At 65.0% G+C, this 16791-nt stretch carries 16 protein-coding genes and 2 tRNA genes; all 18 read left to right on the top strand.

Going from position 1 to position 16791, the window contains the following annotated elements; all coding sequences use genetic code 11:
* Positions 1 to 94 precede the first annotated feature (94 nt).
* The 18 genes from CWC60_RS09130 (at position 95) to nuoN (ending at position 16778) form a co-directional block, all read left to right on the top strand.
* Positions 95 to 367, top strand: coding sequence for an HU family DNA-binding protein (locus CWC60_RS09130; RefSeq protein ID WP_109793681.1), 273 nt, complete (start codon positions 95 to 97; stop codon positions 365 to 367).
* Positions 368 to 479: 112 nt separating this feature from the next.
* Positions 480 to 555 (top strand) — tRNA-Val (locus CWC60_RS09125).
* Between the two features lie 229 nt (positions 556 to 784).
* The gene (locus tag CWC60_RS09120) at positions 785 to 2095 is read left to right on the top strand and encodes an MFS transporter (protein ID WP_109793680.1); all 1311 of its coding nucleotides are present in this window, start codon (positions 785 to 787) and stop codon (positions 2093 to 2095) included.
* A gap of 213 nt (positions 2096 to 2308) precedes the next feature.
* Positions 2309 to 2385: transfer RNA gene (locus CWC60_RS09115), tRNA-Asp, on the top strand.
* 160 nt (positions 2386 to 2545) lie between these two features.
* The gene (locus CWC60_RS09110; protein WP_109793679.1) at positions 2546 to 2920 is read left to right on the top strand and encodes an NADH-quinone oxidoreductase subunit A; all 375 of its coding nucleotides are present in this window, start codon (positions 2546 to 2548) and stop codon (positions 2918 to 2920) included.
* On the top strand, positions 2890 to 3465 hold the full coding sequence (locus CWC60_RS09105; protein ID WP_420891150.1) for a NuoB/complex I 20 kDa subunit family protein: 576 nt from the start codon (positions 2890 to 2892) through the stop codon (positions 3463 to 3465). The genes CWC60_RS09110 and CWC60_RS09105 overlap by 31 nt, the downstream gene beginning before the upstream one ends.
* A gap of 26 nt (positions 3466 to 3491) precedes the next feature.
* Entirely contained in the window at positions 3492 to 4100 is a 609-nt protein-coding gene (locus CWC60_RS09100) for an NADH-quinone oxidoreductase subunit C (RefSeq protein WP_109793677.1), read from the top strand.
* Positions 4101 to 4102: 2 nt separating this feature from the next.
* Positions 4103 to 5278 carry an NADH-quinone oxidoreductase subunit D gene (locus CWC60_RS09095; protein ID WP_109793676.1) on the top strand — a complete coding sequence of 392 codons (1176 nt, stop codon included), beginning with the start codon at positions 4103 to 4105 and terminating at the stop codon, positions 5276 to 5278.
* Positions 5275 to 5892, top strand: coding sequence for an NADH-quinone oxidoreductase subunit NuoE (gene nuoE / locus CWC60_RS09090; protein WP_109793675.1), 618 nt, complete (start codon positions 5275 to 5277; stop codon positions 5890 to 5892). Before CWC60_RS09095 ends, nuoE begins: the two co-directional genes overlap by 4 nt.
* On the top strand, positions 5892 to 7169 hold the full coding sequence (gene nuoF, locus CWC60_RS09085; RefSeq protein ID WP_109793674.1) for an NADH-quinone oxidoreductase subunit NuoF: 1278 nt from the start codon (positions 5892 to 5894) through the stop codon (positions 7167 to 7169). The genes nuoE and nuoF overlap by 1 nt, the downstream gene beginning before the upstream one ends.
* 43 nt (positions 7170 to 7212) lie before the next feature.
* On the top strand, positions 7213 to 9282 hold the full coding sequence (nuoG, locus tag CWC60_RS09080) for an NADH-quinone oxidoreductase subunit NuoG (protein ID WP_109793673.1): 2070 nt from the start codon (positions 7213 to 7215) through the stop codon (positions 9280 to 9282).
* Entirely contained in the window at positions 9275 to 10333 is a 1059-nt protein-coding gene (gene nuoH, locus CWC60_RS09075) for an NADH-quinone oxidoreductase subunit NuoH (protein WP_109793672.1), read from the top strand. The genes nuoG and nuoH overlap by 8 nt, the downstream gene beginning before the upstream one ends.
* Positions 10334 to 10346: 13 nt before the next feature.
* Positions 10347 to 10835: an NADH-quinone oxidoreductase subunit NuoI gene (nuoI, locus tag CWC60_RS09070; RefSeq protein ID WP_109793671.1), complete on the top strand. Its 489-nt coding sequence runs from the start codon at positions 10347 to 10349 to the stop codon at positions 10833 to 10835.
* A gap of 42 nt (positions 10836 to 10877) precedes the next feature.
* Positions 10878 to 11492 (top strand): NADH-quinone oxidoreductase subunit J, encoded by a 615-nt coding sequence (locus CWC60_RS09065; RefSeq protein WP_109793670.1) that lies wholly within the window; start codon positions 10878 to 10880, stop codon positions 11490 to 11492.
* 19 nt (positions 11493 to 11511) lie between these two features.
* Positions 11512 to 11820: an NADH-quinone oxidoreductase subunit NuoK gene (gene nuoK, locus CWC60_RS09060; protein WP_109793669.1), complete on the top strand. Its 309-nt coding sequence runs from the start codon at positions 11512 to 11514 to the stop codon at positions 11818 to 11820.
* A 13-nt stretch (positions 11821 to 11833) separates the two neighbouring features.
* Positions 11834 to 13780 carry an NADH-quinone oxidoreductase subunit L gene (nuoL, locus tag CWC60_RS09055; RefSeq protein WP_109793929.1) on the top strand — a complete coding sequence of 649 codons (1947 nt, stop codon included), beginning with the start codon at positions 11834 to 11836 and terminating at the stop codon, positions 13778 to 13780.
* Between the two features lie 5 nt (positions 13781 to 13785).
* A complete protein-coding gene (locus tag CWC60_RS09050; RefSeq protein WP_109793668.1) occupies positions 13786 to 15342 on the top strand; it encodes an NADH-quinone oxidoreductase subunit M in 1557 nt (518 codons plus the stop codon).
* Positions 15342 to 16778: an NADH-quinone oxidoreductase subunit NuoN gene (gene nuoN, locus CWC60_RS09045; RefSeq protein ID WP_109793667.1), complete on the top strand. Its 1437-nt coding sequence runs from the start codon at positions 15342 to 15344 to the stop codon at positions 16776 to 16778. Before CWC60_RS09050 ends, nuoN begins: the two co-directional genes overlap by 1 nt.
* The last annotated feature ends 13 nt before the right edge of the window (positions 16779 to 16791 follow it).

The raw sequence follows: 16791 nt of genomic DNA, 5'->3' as shown, positions 1-16791 counted from the left end.
TTCGGGGGCTTTTCTTTTGACGGAGGCGAGGGCCGACCCTAAGGTTGCTGCGTTTTGAAGGGTTGCGAACCGGCAATCAGAAAGGGGAATTCACGTGAACAAGAACGAGCTGGTGGCTGCGGTCTCGGACAAGGCCGACATTTCCAAGAGCGATGCGAGCAACGCCGTGGACGCGGTGTTCGACACCATTACCTCCGCGCTGGCGGGTGGCGGCGAGGTCCGTCTGGTCGGATTCGGCACCTTTTCGGTGACGAAGCGCGCGGCCTCCAAGGGCCGCAATCCGCAGACTGGCGAGGAGATTTCCATTCCTGCGTCCAAGCAGCCCAAGTTCAAGGCCGGCAAGGGTCTCAAGGACTCCGTCAACTAGGGACGGGCTACGTCGGTCGAAGATCAGGGCGCCGGCCGTTCGAAGGAGCGGCCGGCGGCTTCGTTTTCGGCCCGGGCGGATCGGCCGGCGCACATGGCCGGTCCGGTTTCACGGGCGGTTAGCTCAGCTGGAAGAGCATCTCGTTTACACCGAGAGGGTCGGCAGTTCGAACCTGTCACCGCCCACCAATCAAACAGGTCAGACAGGGGGCGACGGGTCCGCGATCGTCCCGGCCCCCTGTCACCTTTCAGGGCTGTCATGCAACAAGTCGTGTAGCAAACGCGAAGCCGTCGGTTCAAATGTCTGACGTCTGCGTTGATGCGCGCATGCGGTCCGGCGGTCCGGGGTCGGGATCCGGCGTAATGCAGGCCGTCGGGCACACCTTTCCGGTCCAGTTTCTCGGAGCGATCGAACCTCATGACTGCGCCCTCCGCATTCCGCAGCCGCCTCATCGACGGTCTCAACCAGCGATTCTTCTACGGCTGGATCATCGTTTTCGTCGGCGTCGTCGGCATGCTGGTGAGCGGGGCCGGCCAGTCGCACACCTTCAGCATCTTCTTTCCGCTGATCGCCGCCGATCTCGATCTCAGCGTGACCGAGGTGGCGGCGGCCTTCAGTGCGGCCACCCTGGCGGGCGGCTTCCTGCTGCCGCTGGTCGGCCGTCAGATCGACCGCTTCGGCGGCAGGCCCGTCCTGCTCCTCGTGATCCTGCTGCTCGGCCTCGCCGCCGCGCTGTTCAGCCTGGTCGGGGGCGTCGCCACCCTGTTGATGGGCTTCGCAGCGCTGCGCCTCCTCGGCCAGGGTTCGACCATGCTTGGCTGCACGAACATCGTCTCTCAGTGGTTCGAGCGCCAGCGCGGCTTCGCCATCAGCCTGATCATGCTGGGCTTCGCCGCATCCATGGCGATCCATCCGCCGCTGTCGGAATGGCTGGTCTCCCAGGTGGGCTGGCGCGAAGCCTGGATCTGGATCGGGGTCGCCACCTGGATCGCGATGGTCCCGCTCGTCTTTTTCCTGGTCGAGAGCAAGCCGGAGGATGTCGGCCTGAAGCCCGACGGCGGCGAGGCGGAGGCCCGCAGCGGCTTCGGCCCATCACCGGTCGGCCGCGCCGATGAAGGTCTCAGGGCCCGCGAGGCGCTCCGCACCCGCGCCTTCTGGCTGATCGCGCCAGGGCTTTTCTCGATCTCGATGCTGGTCACCGCGCTGCATGTCTTCCAGGTCTCGATCTTCCTCAACCACGGGCTCGATCCGGCCCTGGCGGCGCGTTCCTTCCCGATCTCGGCGGTTACCATGGCGCTCGCCATGCCGCTGGTGGGGCGCATGCTGGACGCCATGCGTACCGAGCGGGTCTTTGCCATGACCCTTGTGGTGATGTGCCTGTCCCTGATCGCAGCGAGCTTCGTGCGGGACCTGCCGACCGCGATCGTCTACGCCATGATCTTCGGGCTGAACAATGCGATGATGCTGTCGCTGTTCGGCTATCTCTGGCCGCGCTATTTCGGCCGCAAGCATCTCGGCAGTATCCAGGGCATGGGCCAGACCTTGGGGCTGGTCGCCGCCTCTACCGGAGCGCTGCCCTTCGGCCTCGCCTACGACATGTTCGGCACCTATGACGGCATCCTGCGTGTCAGCGCGATCATGCCGCTGTGCTTCGCGGTTCTCATCCTGCTCTTTCTGCGTACGCCGCCGCAGCTTCGCGAAAGCGGGGTCGGCGCGGCCAAGAACTGACATTTCGGCAGGCTTTCCCTCCGGGCGGGATACGGGACGCCGAAGCTGCAGGACATCGGCTGATGCCGGAGCGGCATCGTCCGTCACGCGTCCGCCGCCGCGCCGACCCTGCGGAAGGCTGAAAAAAATCCTTCGCAGGGTCCGGCGGCGCGCGGTTCCGGCCTTGACAGGAAACGGTCCGCGGCGTATCCCCGCGACGCTTCATCCGCCAGCGGGGGTGTAGCTCAGTCGGTTAGAGCGCTGGCCTGTCACGCCAGAGGCCGCGGGTTCGAGTCCCGTCACTCCCGCCATTTTTCCGCGCCAGATGCCGGCCACAGCCGGCGCCGGGAAATCGTTGAGAAACCTCAGGTTCTTCCCGCGCCCCTGCGGTCCTTTGGCGCTTTCGGAACAGGTGGCCGGACCCTATACTCCGGCGCGGGTGTCAGGGTGCTGTGACGAAAGGGGATCGCAATGGCCGGCCTTGAGACATTGCTCGCGGAATATCTGCCGATCCTGATCTTTCTGGGCGTCGCCGTCGGTCTGGCCAGCATCATGGTGATCGCATCCTTCATCGTCGCCCGGCAGCGTCCCGACCCGGAGAAGCTTTCGCCCTATGAGTGCGGATTCGAGCCGTTCGGCGATGCGCGGCGGCAGTTCGACGTGCGCTTCTATCTCGTCGCTATCCTCTTCATCATCTTCGATCTGGAAGTGGCATTCCTGTTCCCCTGGGCGGTGTCGCTGGCCGAGATCGGCACCTTCGGGTTCTGGTCGATGATGATCTTCCTCGGCATCCTCACCATCGGTTTCGTCTACGAATGGAAGAAGGGAGCGCTGGAATGGGAATGAGCGACAAGGTTCCCGCCGCCGAACGCTCCGCGCAGCACGCCGCCGGCGATCAGGACGCGTTCTATCGCGACGTCGGCGAGGAGATCAGCGAAAAGGGCTTTGTCGTCAGCCAGGTCGACAAGCTGGTGAACTGGGCCCGGACGGGCTCGCTCTGGCCGATGACCTTCGGCCTCGCCTGCTGCGGCGTCGAAATGATCCACGCCTACATGCCGCGTTACGACCTCGACCGGTTCGGTGTCGTGCCGCGCGCCAGTCCGCGTCAGTCCGACGTTATGATCGTGGCGGGCACGCTGACCAACAAGATGGCGCCGGCGCTGCGCAAGGTCTACGACCAGATGGCCGAGCCGCGCTACGTGATCTCCATGGGTTCCTGCGCCAATGGCGGCGGCTACTACCACTATTCCTACTCCGTCGTGCGCGGCTGCGACCGCATCGTGCCCGTCGACATCTACGTGCCGGGCTGTCCGCCGACGGCCGAGGCGCTGGTCTACGGCATCCTGCAACTGCAGCGTAAGATCCGCCGGACCGGCACCATCGCGCGCTGAACGAACCGAAAGGCGGCTGCTCTTACATGGATGAAGCGCTCAACGAACTGCGGGAGACGATCGAGGCCGGCCTGGGCGATTCGCTGGTCGAGAGCGTGATCCGCCTGGAGGAACTCCGCATCCGGGTGCGGGCCGATCACATCGAGCGGGTGATGACGTTCCTGCGCGACGACTCGTCCTGTCTCTTCAAGATGCTGGTGGACATCACCGCCGTGGACTGGCCGGGGCGTAGCCCGCGTTTCGACGTCGTCTACCATCTGCTGTCCATGCGCCACAATCTCAGGGTCCGGGTGGTGATCCAGGCAGGCGAGGAGACGCCGGTCCCCAGCATCTGTGGCGTCTTCAGTTCGGCCAACTGGTTCGAACGCGAAACCTGGGACATGTACGGCGTGATGTTTTCGGGCCATCCCGACCTGCGGCGGATCCTTTCCGACTACGGCTTCGAGGGTCATCCGCTGCGCAAGGATTTTCCGCTGACCGGCTATGTCGAGGTCCGCTATGACGACGAGCAGAAGCGTGTGGTCTACGAGCCGGTGAAGCTGGTTCAGGAGTTCCGCCGGTTCGACTTCATGAGCCCCTGGGAGGGCGCCGAATACATTCTGCCCGGCGACGAGAAGGCCGAAGGAGCGTCCTGACGATGGCCGAAGTCGAGATCAAGAACTACATGATGAACTTCGGACCGCAGCATCCTGCGGCCCATGGTGTGCTGCGCCTGGTGCTGGAGCTCGACGGCGAGATCGTCGAGCGCGCGGATCCGCATATCGGCCTGCTGCACCGCGGCACCGAGAAACTGATCGAGTACAAGACCTATCTGCAGGCGATGCCCTATTTCGACCGGCTGGACTATGTCGCGCCGATGAATCAGGAGCACGCCTTCGTCCTGGCGACGGAGAAACTGCTGGGTCTGGAGGTGCCGCCGCGCGCCCAGGCGCTGAGGGTCCTGTTCTGCGAGATCGGGCGGCTGCTGAATCATCTGCTGAACTGCACGACCCAGGCCATGGACGTGGGCGCGACGACGCCGACGCTCTGGGGCTTCGAGGAGCGCGAGAAGCTGATGGAGTTCTACGAGGCTGCCTCCGGGGCACGCCTGCACGCGGCCTATTTCCGCCCTGGCGGCGTCCATCAGGACATTCCCGCCGACATGCCGGAAAAGATCCTGGACTGGTGCGACAAGACCCATTTCGTCGAGGACATGGAAGAGCTGCTGACGGAGAACCGCATCTTCCGCCAGCGCAATGCCGACATCGGCATCATTTCCGCCGAGGACGCCATGGACTGGGGCTTCACCGGCGTGATGCTGCGCGGGTCCGGCGTGCCCTGGGACCTGCGCAAGGCGCAGCCCTATGACGGCTACGAGAACTACGATTTCGACATTCCGGTGGGCAAGACGGGCGATTGCTTCGACCGCTATCTCTGCCGGGTCGAAGAGATGCGCCAGTCGCTGCGTATCATCCGTCAGGTGCTGGAGAACCTGCCCGACGGGCCCCACGCCTCGGTCGACAGGAAGGTGACGCCGCCGAAGCGCGCCGACATGAAGACGTCGATGGAAGCGCTCATCCATCACTTCAAGCTCTACACCGAGGGCTTCCACGTGCCGGAGGGCGAGGCCTATGCGGCCGTCGAGGCGCCGAAGGGCGAGTTCGGCGTCTATCTGGTCTCGGACGGCACCAACAAGCCCTACAAGTGCAAGATTTCCGCGCCGGGCTTCCGGCATCTGCAGGCGACCGACTTCCTCTCGAAGGGCTATCTGCTGGCCGACACCGTGGCCATCATCGGTTCGCTGGACATCGTTTTCGGGGAGATCGACCGATGAGCGCGCGTCCCGTCGCACCCAAGGACGAACAGCCCGAGAGCTTCGAGTTCGAGCCGGAAGTCTGGGCCGAGGCGGAGAAGATCATTGCCCGCTACCCGGAGGGCCGCCAGCAGAGTGCGGTAATGCCCCTGCTGGACCTGGCACAGCGCCAGCACGGCTGGCTGCCCGAAGCGGCGATCCGCACCGTCGCGGAGAAGCTGGGCATGCCCTATATCCGCGCCTACGAGGTCGCAACCTTCTACACCATGTACAATCTGGCGCCGGTGGGGAAATTCCACCTGCAGCTCTGCCGCACGACGCCGTGCTGGCTGCGCGGCGCCGACGACCTGCGCCGGGCGATCAGGGACCGGACGGGTCTCGATCACGCCGGCGTCTCGGCCGACGGCACGTTCTCGCTGGTCGAGGTCGAGTGCCTGGGCGCGTGCTGCAACGCGCCGATGATGCAGATCAACGATGACTATTTCGAGGACCTGGATTACGACAGCACCTGCGCGCTGCTGGACAAGCTGGCCGCGGGGGAGGACGTAACGCCGGGACCGGTCTCGGGCCGGAAGTACTCGGAGCCGGCGGAGGGCCGGAAGACGTTGCTGGAGCGGGCAGGGGGCGCTTCCTGATGCTGGACGACAAGGACCGCATCTTCACCAATCTCTACGGTGACGAATCCTGGGACCTGGCCGCCTCGCGCCGGCGCGGGGTCTGGGAGGGCACGAAGGATCTGCTGGCGATGGATCAGGACGCCATCGTCGACCAGATCAAGGAATCGGGTCTGCGCGGCCGCGGCGGCGCCGGCTTCCCGACCGGCCTGAAATGGTCCTTCATGCCCAAGGAATCCGACGGCCGGCCGTCCTATCTGGTGGTCAACGCCGACGAATCGGAGCCCGGCACCTGCAAGGACCGGGAAATCATGCGCAACGACCCGCACCGGCTGCTGGAAGGCTGCCTGGTGGCCGGCTATTCGATGCGCGCCTCGGCCGCCTTCATCTACATCCGCGGCGAGTTCGTCGCCGAGGCCCGCGTGCTGCAGGCCGCGATCGAGGAAGCCTATGACGCCGGCCTGATCGGCAGGAACGCCTGTGGTTCGGGCTATGACTTCGACATCATCCTGCACCGCGGCGCCGGCGCCTATATCTGTGGCGAGGAAACGGCTCTGATCGAGAGCCTGGAGGGCAAGAAGGGCCAGCCCCGGCTGAAGCCGCCCTTCCCGGCGGCGGTCGGCGCCTATGGCTGTCCGTCGACCGTGAACAACGTCGAATCGATCGCCGTCGCGCCGGAAATCCTGAAGCGCGGCGCGACCTGGTTCGCGGGCCTGGGCCGGCCGAACAACACGGGCACCAAGCTGTTCTGCGTTTCCGGCCATGTGAACACGCCCTGCAATGTCGAAGAGGAGATGGGCATCCCGCTGAAGGAGCTCATCGAGAAGCATTGCGGCGGCGTCCGCGGCGGCTGGGACAACCTGCTGGCGGTCATCCCCGGCGGCTCCTCGGTGCCGCTGATCCCGAAGGCGATCTGCGACGAGGTCCTGATGGACTTCGACAGCCTCAAGGAGGTGCAGTCGGGCCTGGGCACGGCGGCGGTCATCGTGATGGACAAGTCCACGGACGTGGTCGAGGCGATCGCCAATCTTTCGCATTTCTACATGCACGAGAGCTGCGGGCAGTGTACGCCATGCCGCGAGGGGACGGGCTGGATGTACCGGGTGATGACGCGGATGGTGAAGGGGAAGGCCTCGATCGCGGAGATCGACAAGCTGCACGACGTCACCAAGCAGGTGGAAGGCCATACGATCTGCGCCCTCGGCGATGCCGCGGCGTGGCCGATCCAGGGCCTGATCCGGCATTTCCGGCCCGTGCTGGAGCAGCGGATCCTGGATTATCGCAAACAGGCGGCCTGAGGCCGACTGGACTGGAAGTACGAACGAGGGACGGCGCGAAGTCATGCCGAAGCTGACGGTCGACGGAATGGAAGTGGAGGTGCCCCAGGGCGCCACGGTGCTGCAGGCCTGCGAGGCCGCCGGCGCCGAGATTCCCCGCTTCTGCTATCATGAGCGGCTCTCGATCGCCGGCAATTGCCGCATGTGTCTGGTCGAGATGGAGCGTTCGCCGAAGCCGATTGCGAGCTGCGCCATGCCGGCGGGCGACAACATGGTCATCCACACCAATACGGAGACCGTGAAGAAGGCCCGCGAGGGCGTGATGGAGTTCCTGCTGATCAACCATCCGCTCGACTGTCCGATCTGCGACCAGGGCGGCGAGTGCGATCTGCAGGATCAGGCCATGGCCTATGGCCGGGGCGGCAGCCGCTTCGAGGAGAACAAGCGCGCGGTCTCCGAGAAGTACATGGGCCCGCTGATCAAGACGATCATGACCCGCTGCATCCACTGCACGCGCTGCATCCGCTTCGTCGAGGAAGTCGCCGGCGTGCCCGAAATCGGCGCCATCTTCCGCGGAGAGGACATGGAGATCACCGCGCTGGAGCAGGTGGTCGATTCGGAGCTGTCGGGCAATGTCATCGACCTCTGCCCGGTCGGCGCACTGACCAGCCGGCCCTATGCCTTCGAGGCGCGGCCATGGGAACTGCGCAAGACCGAAACGATCGACGTCATGGATGCGCTGGGCTCCAATATCAGGGTCGATGCGCGCGGCCGCGAGGTCATGCGCGTGCTGCCGCGCCTCAATGACGACGTCAACGAGGAGTGGATCTCCGACAAGACGCGCTACGCCTGCGACGGCCTCCGCCGCCAGCGTCTGGACCGGCCCTATGTGCGCCGCGACGGACGGCTGAAGCCGGCGAGCTGGGAGGAGGCCTTCCAGGCGATCGCGGCGCGTCTCGACGGCGTTTCGGGCGACCGCATCGGCGCCATCGCGGGCGACCTGGCGGGCGCCGAGGAAATGATGGCGCTGAAGGATCTGATGAACGCGCTGGGTTCCGGCAATGTCGACTGCCGTCAGGATGGCGGCAGGGTCGGCGGCGGCGCGCGCGGCGACTATCTGTTCAACTCGACCATCGCCGGCATCGAGGACGCGGATGCAATCCTGCTGGTGGGCACGAACCCCCGCAAGGAAGCGGCGGTGCTGAATGCCCGTATCCGCAAGGCGTGGGTGCAGTCGGCGGGGACGCTGAAGATCGGCGTCATCGGCGAGCAGGCCGATCTGACCTACCCGTACGAATATCTCGGCGCGGGCCCGCAGACCCTGACCGAGCTCGCCGGCGGCGGGATCGGTTTCCCGGAGGTGCTGAAGGGCGCCGAGCGGCCGATGATCATCCTGGGCGCAGGCGCGGTCGCCCGGGAAGACGGTCTGGCCATCCACGCCGCCGCCCGGCGCGTCGCCGACATGGCCGGCGCCGTCGCCGATGACTGGAACGGCTTCAACATGCTGCACAACGCGGCGTCCCGTGTCGCCGGCCTGGAGCTCGGACTGGTGCCGGGCGAGGGCGGCCGCGACACGACCGCGATCCTGGACGGCGCGGCAGTCGGCGAGGTCGAAGTCGTCTATCTGCTCGGCGCCGACGAGGTCGACTTTTCGAAGCTGGAGAAGGCCTTCGTCATCTACCAGGGCAGTCATGGCGACGCCGGCGCACACGCCGCCGACGTGATCCTGCCCGGTGCCGCCTATACCGAGAAATCGGCGATCTACATCAATACCGAGGGCCGCGTTCAGCGGACCGATTTCGCCGTGCATCCGCCGGGCGAGGCGCGCGAGGACTGGAAAGTTCTCAGGGCGCTGTCGGGCGAGCTGGGCCGGACGCTGCCTTATGACGACCTCGAGGGCGTCAGATCCCGCATGAAGGAAATCGTCGAAGGCATTGACATGCCGGACGTACCGCGACCCGGCGCTCTCGGTGAAGCAGGCGGCGGCGAGCCCGGCGACGCGCCGTTCCGGCCGGTCGTCGGCGACTACTACCTGACCAATCCCATCGCCCGGGCGAGCGAGACCATGGCCAAGTGCTCGGCGCTCTACTCGGTCGGCGGCGGCGGCGCGGAGGCGACGGGCACCGATGGCTGACTTCTGGAGCGGATACCTTCTGCCCTTCATCATCATCCTGGGCAAGATCCTGCTGATCGTCGTGCCGATGCTGCTGGCGATGGCCTATCTGACGCTGGCCGAGCGCAAGGTGATGGGCTGGATGCAGATCCGCCGCGGCCCCAACGTGGTCGGCCCCTTCGGCCTGCTGCAGCCGCTGGCCGACGGCGCCAAGCTGTTCTTCAAGGAAACCATCCTTCCGACCGGCTCGGACAAGGCGATATTCGTCATCGCGCCGATGCTGACCTTCATCCTGGCGCTGATCGGCTGGGCGGTGATTCCCTTCGACGAGGGCTGGGTGCTGGCCGACATCAATGTCGGGGTGCTCTACCTGTTCGCGGTCTCGTCACTGGGCGTCTATGGCATCGTCATGGCCGGCTGGGCGTCCAATTCGCGCTACGCCTTCCTCGGCGCCATGCGCTCGGCGGCGCAGATGGTCTCCTACGAGGTCTCGATCGGTTTCGTCATCATCACCGTGCTGCTCTGCGCCGGCACGCTGAACCTTTCCGAGATCGTGGCGGCGCAGTCGAACGCCGGGGTGGCGTCGCTGCTCGGTCTGGAGAACGGCGGCATCCTCGGCTGGTACTTCATCCCGCTGTTCCCGATGTTCATCATCTTCTTCATTTCGGCGCTGGCGGAGACGAACCGCCATCCCTTCGATCTGCCGGAGGCCGAAGCCGAGCTGGTCGCGGGCTACCAGACCGAATATTCCTCCATGACCTTCGCCCTGTTCTTTCTGGGCGAATACATGAACATGATCCTGATGAGCGGCCTGACGGTGATCCTGTTCCTGGGCGGCTGGCACTCGCCGATCCCGGGGGAGACCTTCGTTCCGGGCATCATCTGGTTCGCGCTGAAGATCAGCATGCTGCTGTTCGTCTTCATCTGGGTCCGCGCGACCCTGCCCCGATACCGCTACGATCAGCTGATGCGGCTGGGCTGGAAGGTGTTCCTGCCCATCTCGCTCGCGGCCGTGGTGATCTATTCGGGCATTCTGGTCTATGCCGGGTGGCTGCCCGGCATGGCGAGCTGAAGGAGGTCCCTCGATGGGCGCTCTCGACCGCACCGCACGTTCGATACTGCTGCAGGATTTCCGCAACGGCTTCTGGCTGACGCTGAAATACATGTTCACGAAGAAGGTGACGCTGAACTACCCCTACGAGAAGGGGCCGCTCAGCCCGCGCTTCCGCGGCGAGCACGCGCTCAGGCGCTATCCCAACGGCGAGGAGCGCTGCATCGCCTGCAAGCTCTGCGAGGCGATCTGCCCGGCGCTGGCCATCACGATCGAGGCCGAACCACGCGATGACGGCAGCCGGCGCACGACCCGTTACGACATCGACATGACGAAGTGCATCTATTGCGGCTTCTGTCAGGAGGCCTGCCCGGTGGACGCCATCGTGGAGGGGCCGAACTACGAATTCGCCACCGAAACGCGCGAGGAGCTCTTCTACGACAAGGAGAAGCTGCTGGCGAACGGTGACCGCTGGGAACGCGAGATCGCGGCCAATCTGGCGGCCGACGCGCCCTATCGGTAAGGGCCTGCGGGCGAGGCTGAGGCAAGGAGAGGGGACCGGCTGGTGATACTGCCGACTATCGCATTCTACCTGTTCGCGATCGTGACCGTGGCGTGCGGCTTCATGGTCATCGCCGCGCGCAATCCGGTCCATTCGGTGCTGTTCCTGATTCTGGCCTTCTTCAACTCGGCCGGGCTGTTCGTGCTGATGGGCGCCGAATTCCTCGCGATGATCCTGGTCATCGTCTATGTCGGCGCGGTGGCCGTGCTGTTCATGTTCGTGGTCATGATGCTCGACATCAATTTTGTCGAGATGCGCCAGGGCTTCCTGCAGTACCTGCCAGTCGGGCTGCTGGTCGGCGTCGTTCTGCTGATCGAGATCCTGATGGTTGTCGGCGCCTGGATCATCGCGCCGGAAACGGCGGGAACCGTCGCCGCGCCCGCGCCGCCACCCGGCGTGCGCGAGAACACGGCCGCGCTCGGCGACCTCGTCTACACCCGCTACATCTACCTGTTCCAGGCGGCTGGCATGATCCTGCTGGTGGCGATGATCGGGGCCATCGTGCTGACGCTGCGAAGCCGGCCCGGCGTCAAGCGCCAGAAAATCTCCGCGCAGATCTCGCGCAGCCGCGCCGATTCGGTCGAGGTCAGGAAGATCCGCCCCGGGCAGGGCATCTGAGGGGACGGGAGAAACAGTCATGGAAATCGGTCTCGGCCATTATCTCACCGTCGCGGCGATCCTGTTCACGCTGGGCATCTTCGGCATCTTCCTGAACCGGAAGAACGTCATCATCATCCTGATGTCGATCGAGCTGATGCTGCTGGCGGTCAACATCAACCTGGTGGCCTTTTCGGCGCATCTGGGGGACATGGTCGGCCAGATCTTCGCCATGTTCGTGCTGACCGTCGCGGCCGCGGAGGCGGCCATCGGCCTTGCCATCCTGGTGGTCTATTTCCGCAACCGCGGCTCCATCGCGGTCGAAGACATCAACATGATGAAGGGCTGAGGGGCGCTCCATGATCTATTCGCTGATCGTCTTCGCCCCGCTTCTGGGCGCCATCCTGGCCGGCTTCTTCGGCCGCATGATCGGCGACCGGGGCTCGATGCTGGTCACTTCCGGCCTGATGACCCTGGCGGCGGTGCTGTCGTGGATCGTCTTCTTAGACGTGACCTTCGGCCACGCGCCGACCCACGTCGAGCTTCTGACCTGGATCACCGCCGGGGAGTTCCGGGTGAACTGGGCCCTGCAGGTCGATCAGCTCACGGCCGTGATGCTGATCGTGGTCAACACGGTCGCCTGCCTGGTGCACTGGTACTCGATCGGCTACATGGCCCACGATCCGCACAAGGCGCGCTTCTTCAGCTATCTGTCGCTGTTCACCTTCGCCATGCTGATGCTGGTGACCAGCGACAACTTCGTGCAGCTCTACTTCGGCTGGGAGGGCGTCGGTCTCGCCTCCTACCTGCTGATCGGGTTCTGGTACCACAAGCCCTCGGCCAATGCCGCGGCGATGAAGGCCTTCATCGTCAACCGCGTCGGCGATTTCGGCTTCGCCCTGGGCATTGCCGGCATCTTCCTGGTGTTCGAGGACGTGACCTTCGCCGGGGTCTTTGCGGCCACGCCGGAAGTCGCGGGCCAGACCTTCCAGTTCCTGGGCTACGAAGTGGACATCCTGACGACCATCTGCCTGCTGCTGTTCATGGGCGCGATGGGCAAGTCGGCGCAGCTGCCGCTGCACACCTGGCTGCCGGACGCGATGGAAGGCCCGACGCCGGTCTCCGCGCTGATCCACGCGGCGACCATGGTCACGGCCGGCGTCTTTCTGGTGGTGCGCTGCAGCCACATGTTCGAATACTCGCCGGACGCCCTGGCCGTGGTCACGGTGGTCGGCGCGTCGACGGCGTTCTTCGCCGCCACCATCGGACTGGTGCAGAACGACATCAAGCGGGTGATCGCCTACTCGACCTGCTCCCAGCTGGGCTACATGTTCTTCGCCGCCGGCCTCTCGGCCTATCCGGTGGCGATCTTCCACCTGTTCACCCACGCCTTCTTCAAGGCCCTGCTGTTCCTGGGCGCCGGCTCGGTCATTCACGCCGTCGCGGACGAACAGGACATGCGCAAGATGGGCGGGCTCGCCCGCCACATCAAGAAGACCTACATCATGATGTGGATCGGCAGCCTGGCGCTCGCCGGCATCGGCATACCCTATGTTTTTGGCTTCGCCGGCTTCTATTCCAAGGACCTGATCGTGGAGAGCGCCTTCGGCGCCGGCAGCGGGGTCGGGCAGTTCGCCTATATCATGGGTGTGGGGGCCGCGATCATGACCGCCTTCTACTCCTGGCGGCTGCTGTTCATGACCTTCCACGGAAAGCCGCGCGCGCCGCGGGAAACCATGGCCCACATACACGACTCGCCGCCGGTGATGATGATCCCGCTCTACATCCTGGCGGTCGGCGCGGTGTTCTCCGGCCTGCTGTTCATCGGTCCGCTCACCGGGCATCACTGGCACGATTTCTGGGGCGACTCGATCCTGATCCTGCCCCAGCACGGCGCCATGGAGGCGGCCCATGAGGTGCCGCTGTGGGTCAAGCTGTCGCCGCTGGTGGCCTCGCTGGTCGGCATCCTGATCGCCTGGGTCATGTACGTGCGCAAGACCGATCTGCCGGGCAACTTCGCCAACACCCATCGGCCGCTCTACCTGTTCCTGCTGAACAAGTGGTACTTCGACGAGCTCTATGACTGGATCTTCGTCCGGCCCGCCAAGGCGCTCGGCCGTATCCTCTGGAAGGGTGGCGACGGCCGGATCATCGACGGGCTGGGACCCGACGGCATTTCCGCCAGCGTCCTCAGAGCCACCCGGCGGATCACGATGCTGCAGACGGGCTACGTCTACCACTACGCCTTCGCCATGCTGATCGGCATCGCCGTATTGGTGACCTTCTACTTCTATGCCATCGGGGTCTGAGACTGATGACGGATTTCCCCCTTCTCAGCATTCTGACCTTCGCCCCGCTGGCGGGGGCGGTGATCATCCTGCTGCTGATCCGCGGTGACGACGAGGCGGTGAAACGCAACTACCGCTGGGCCGCGCTCTGGACCACGGGCGTCACCTTCGCGCTGTCGCTGGTGGTGTGGTTCCTGTTCGACAGTTCCACGCACGAATACCAGTTCGTCGAGGAGAGCGACTGGATCGGCTTCGGCATCACCTATCGCATGGGCCTGGACGGCATCTCCATGCCGTTCGTGATGCTGACCACCTTCCTCATGCCGCTCTGCATCCTGGCCAGCTGGGACGCGATCCAGGTGCGCGTGAAGGAATACATGGTGGCCTTCCTGCTGATGGAGACGCTGATGATCGGCGTCTTCTGCGCGCTGGATCTGGTGCTGTTCTACCTGTTCTTCGAGGGCGGCCTGATCCCGATGTTCCTGATCATCGGCATCTGGGGCGGCGGCCGGCGCATCTACGCCTCCTTCAAGTTCTTCCTCTACACTCTGCTCGGCTCGGTGCTGATGCTGCTGGCGATCCTCTGGATCTACTTCCAGGCGGACACCACCAGCATTCCGGAGCTGATCGCGCGGGCGACCTCGCCGGATACGGCGATCCCGGCAAGTGTCCAGACCTGGCTCTGGCTCGCCTTCTTCGCCTCCTTCGCGGTGAAGATGCCCATGTGGCCGGTCCATACCTGGCTGCCCGACGCCCATGTCGAGGCGCCCACGGCGGGTTCCGTGATCCTGGCCGGCGTGCTGCTGAAGCTCGGCGGCTACGGCTTCCTGCGCTTCAGCCTACCCATGTTCCCGGTCGCTTCGATGGAGTTCGCGCCGTTCATCTTCGCGCTCTCGGTCGTCGCGGTGATCTACACCTCGCTGGTCGCCCTGATGCAGCAGGACATGAAGAAGCTGATCGCCTATTCGTCGGTGGCGCACATGGGCTTCGTCACCATTGGGCTGTTCACCTTCAATCCGCAGGGCATCGAGGGCGCGATCTTCGTCATGCTGGCGCACGGGCTGATCTCGGGCGCGCTGTTCCTCTGCGTCGGCGTGATCTACGACCGGCTGCACACGCGCGAGATCGCCCGTTATGGCGGCCTGGCCGACAACATGCCGCGCTACGCCTTCGTGTTCATGCTGATGACCATGGCCTCGATCGGCCTGCCCGGCACCGCGGGGTTCGTCGGCGAGTTCCTTGCCATCGTCGGCGCCTTCGAAGCCAATACCTGGGTGGCCGTGCTGATGACCACAGGGGTCATCCTCGGCGCAGCATACGCGCTCTGGCTCTATCGCCGCGTGATCTTCGGCAAGCTGGAGAAGGAGGATCTGAAGGCGCTGCGCGATCTCAGCCCGCGCGAGATCGCGATCTTCGCGCCGATCTGCGCCGCCGTGATCTGGATGGGTATCTATCCCTCGGTCTTCCTCGACATCATGGAGCCGTCGGTGATGCATCTGCTCGACAACCATGACAAGGCGATCGCCGCGGCCGAAGCCATGTCCGCCGCCGATCTGGCCGCCAACGAACCGGGGCTGAAGTGATGATCCACGACTACGGTCTCGCCGGTCCGGAGATCTTCCTGGCCATCGCCTCCATGGTCCTGCTCATGGTCGGCGTCTTCAGCCGCAGCGCCTCGGCCGTGCGGATCACCTGCTGGCTGGCGGTGCTGTCGATGATCGTCGCACTGGTGCTGGTGGTCAGCAGCCCGCAGGACGGGGTGACCTTCGCCGGCATGTTCGTCTCCGACGCCTTCGCCCGCTTCGTGAAGGTGCTGATCCTCGCCGGCTCCGCGGTCTCCATCATCATGTCCATGTCGTTCATCGAGCGTGAGCAGATGAACCGATTCGAATATCCGGTGCTGATCACCATCGCCACGCTCGGCATGATGATGATGGTTTCGGCCAGCGACCTGATCTCGCTCTATCTCGCGCTCGAACTGCAGAGCCTGCCGCTCTACGTGCTGGCCGCATTCCGCCGCGATTCGGTGCGCGCCACGGAGGCGGGGCTGAAATACTTCGTCCTCGGCGCCCTGTCGTCGGGGATGCTGCTCTACGGCTGCTCGATGATCTACGGCTTCACCGGCTCGACCGGTTTCGAAGGCATCGCGGCTGCGCTGCAGGGCTCGGAGCGCGCCGGGCTCGGGCTGATCATCGGTATCGTCTTTCTCTCGGCCGGCCTGGCCTTCAAGGTCTCGGCCGTGCCGTTCCACATGTGGACGCCCGATGTCTACGAGGGCGCGCCGACGCCGGTCACGGCCTTCTTCGCCGCCGCGCCTAAGGTGGCCGCGCTGGCGCTGTTCATGCGCGCCTTCCTGGAGCCTTTCGGTGGGCTGGAGGCGGACTGGCGGCAGATCATCTGGTTCATCTCGGTGCTCTCGATGGTGCTCGGCGCCTTCGCCGCCATCGGCCAGACGAACATCAAGCGCCTGATGGCCTATTCCTCGATCGGCCATGTCGGCTACGCCCTGATCGGTCTGGCGGCGGCGACGCCGGAAGGCGTGCGCGGCGTGCTGATCTACGTCGCCATCTACCTGGTGATGAACCTCGGCACCTTCGCCTGTATCCTGGCGATGCGCCGCGGCGAACACATGGTCGAGGGGCTGGACGACCTCAAGGGGCTGGCGAAGACCCACCCGGGCATGGCGCTGGCGCTGGCGGTGTTCATGTTCTCGCTGGCCGGCATCCCGCCGCTGGCCGGATTCTTCGGCAAGTTCTACGTCTTCATGTCCGCCGTGAACGCGGGGCTCTACGTCCTCGCTGTGATCGGCGTGGTCTCCAGCGTGGTCGGTGCCTTCTACTATCTGCGCATCATCAAGCTGATGTACTTCGATGAGGCCCAGGAGCCGCTCTCCCGAGGCTATGGACGGGATCTGGGCCTGATCATGGGCGTCAGCGCCGTGCTGATCGTTGCCTTCGTCATCGTGCCGTCCTGGCTGGTCGACAGCGCCGGCGCGGCCGCGCGCGCTCTCTTCGGCTGAGGGGCCGGACGCC

Source organism: Minwuia thermotolerans, from assembly GCF_002924445.1.
Lineage (GTDB): Bacteria > Pseudomonadota > Alphaproteobacteria > Minwuiales > Minwuiaceae > Minwuia > Minwuia thermotolerans.
Note: the sequence above shows the minus strand (reverse complement) of the source record. Positions and strands in the feature narration are given on the sequence as shown.

What these genes read in the sequence shown, in the direction of transcription:
- CWC60_RS09110 (WP_109793679.1), top strand. Translation starts at nt 2,546, where the DNA reads ATGGCCGGCCTTGAGACATTGCTCGCGGAATATCTGCCGATCCTGATC.
- nuoG (WP_109793673.1), top strand. Translation starts at nt 7,213, where the DNA reads ATGCCGAAGCTGACGGTCGACGGAATGGAAGTGGAGGTGCCCCAGGGC.
- CWC60_RS09120 (WP_109793680.1), top strand. Translation starts at nt 785, where the DNA reads ATGACTGCGCCCTCCGCATTCCGCAGCCGCCTCATCGACGGTCTCAAC.
- nuoF (WP_109793674.1), top strand. Translation starts at nt 5,892, where the DNA reads ATGCTGGACGACAAGGACCGCATCTTCACCAATCTCTACGGTGACGAA.
- nuoE (WP_109793675.1), top strand. Translation starts at nt 5,275, where the DNA reads ATGAGCGCGCGTCCCGTCGCACCCAAGGACGAACAGCCCGAGAGCTTC.
- CWC60_RS09100 (WP_109793677.1), top strand. Translation starts at nt 3,492, where the DNA reads ATGGATGAAGCGCTCAACGAACTGCGGGAGACGATCGAGGCCGGCCTG.
- nuoH (WP_109793672.1), top strand. Translation starts at nt 9,275, where the DNA reads ATGGCTGACTTCTGGAGCGGATACCTTCTGCCCTTCATCATCATCCTG.
- CWC60_RS09105 (WP_420891150.1), top strand. Translation starts at nt 2,890, where the DNA reads ATGGAAGAAGGGAGCGCTGGAATGGGAATGAGCGACAAGGTTCCCGCC.
- CWC60_RS09050 (WP_109793668.1), top strand. Translation starts at nt 13,786, where the DNA reads ATGACGGATTTCCCCCTTCTCAGCATTCTGACCTTCGCCCCGCTGGCG.
- nuoI (WP_109793671.1), top strand. Translation starts at nt 10,347, where the DNA reads ATGGGCGCTCTCGACCGCACCGCACGTTCGATACTGCTGCAGGATTTC.
- CWC60_RS09095 (WP_109793676.1), top strand. Translation starts at nt 4,103, where the DNA reads ATGGCCGAAGTCGAGATCAAGAACTACATGATGAACTTCGGACCGCAG.
- nuoN (WP_109793667.1), top strand. Translation starts at nt 15,342, where the DNA reads ATGATCCACGACTACGGTCTCGCCGGTCCGGAGATCTTCCTGGCCATC.
- nuoK (WP_109793669.1), top strand. Translation starts at nt 11,512, where the DNA reads ATGGAAATCGGTCTCGGCCATTATCTCACCGTCGCGGCGATCCTGTTC.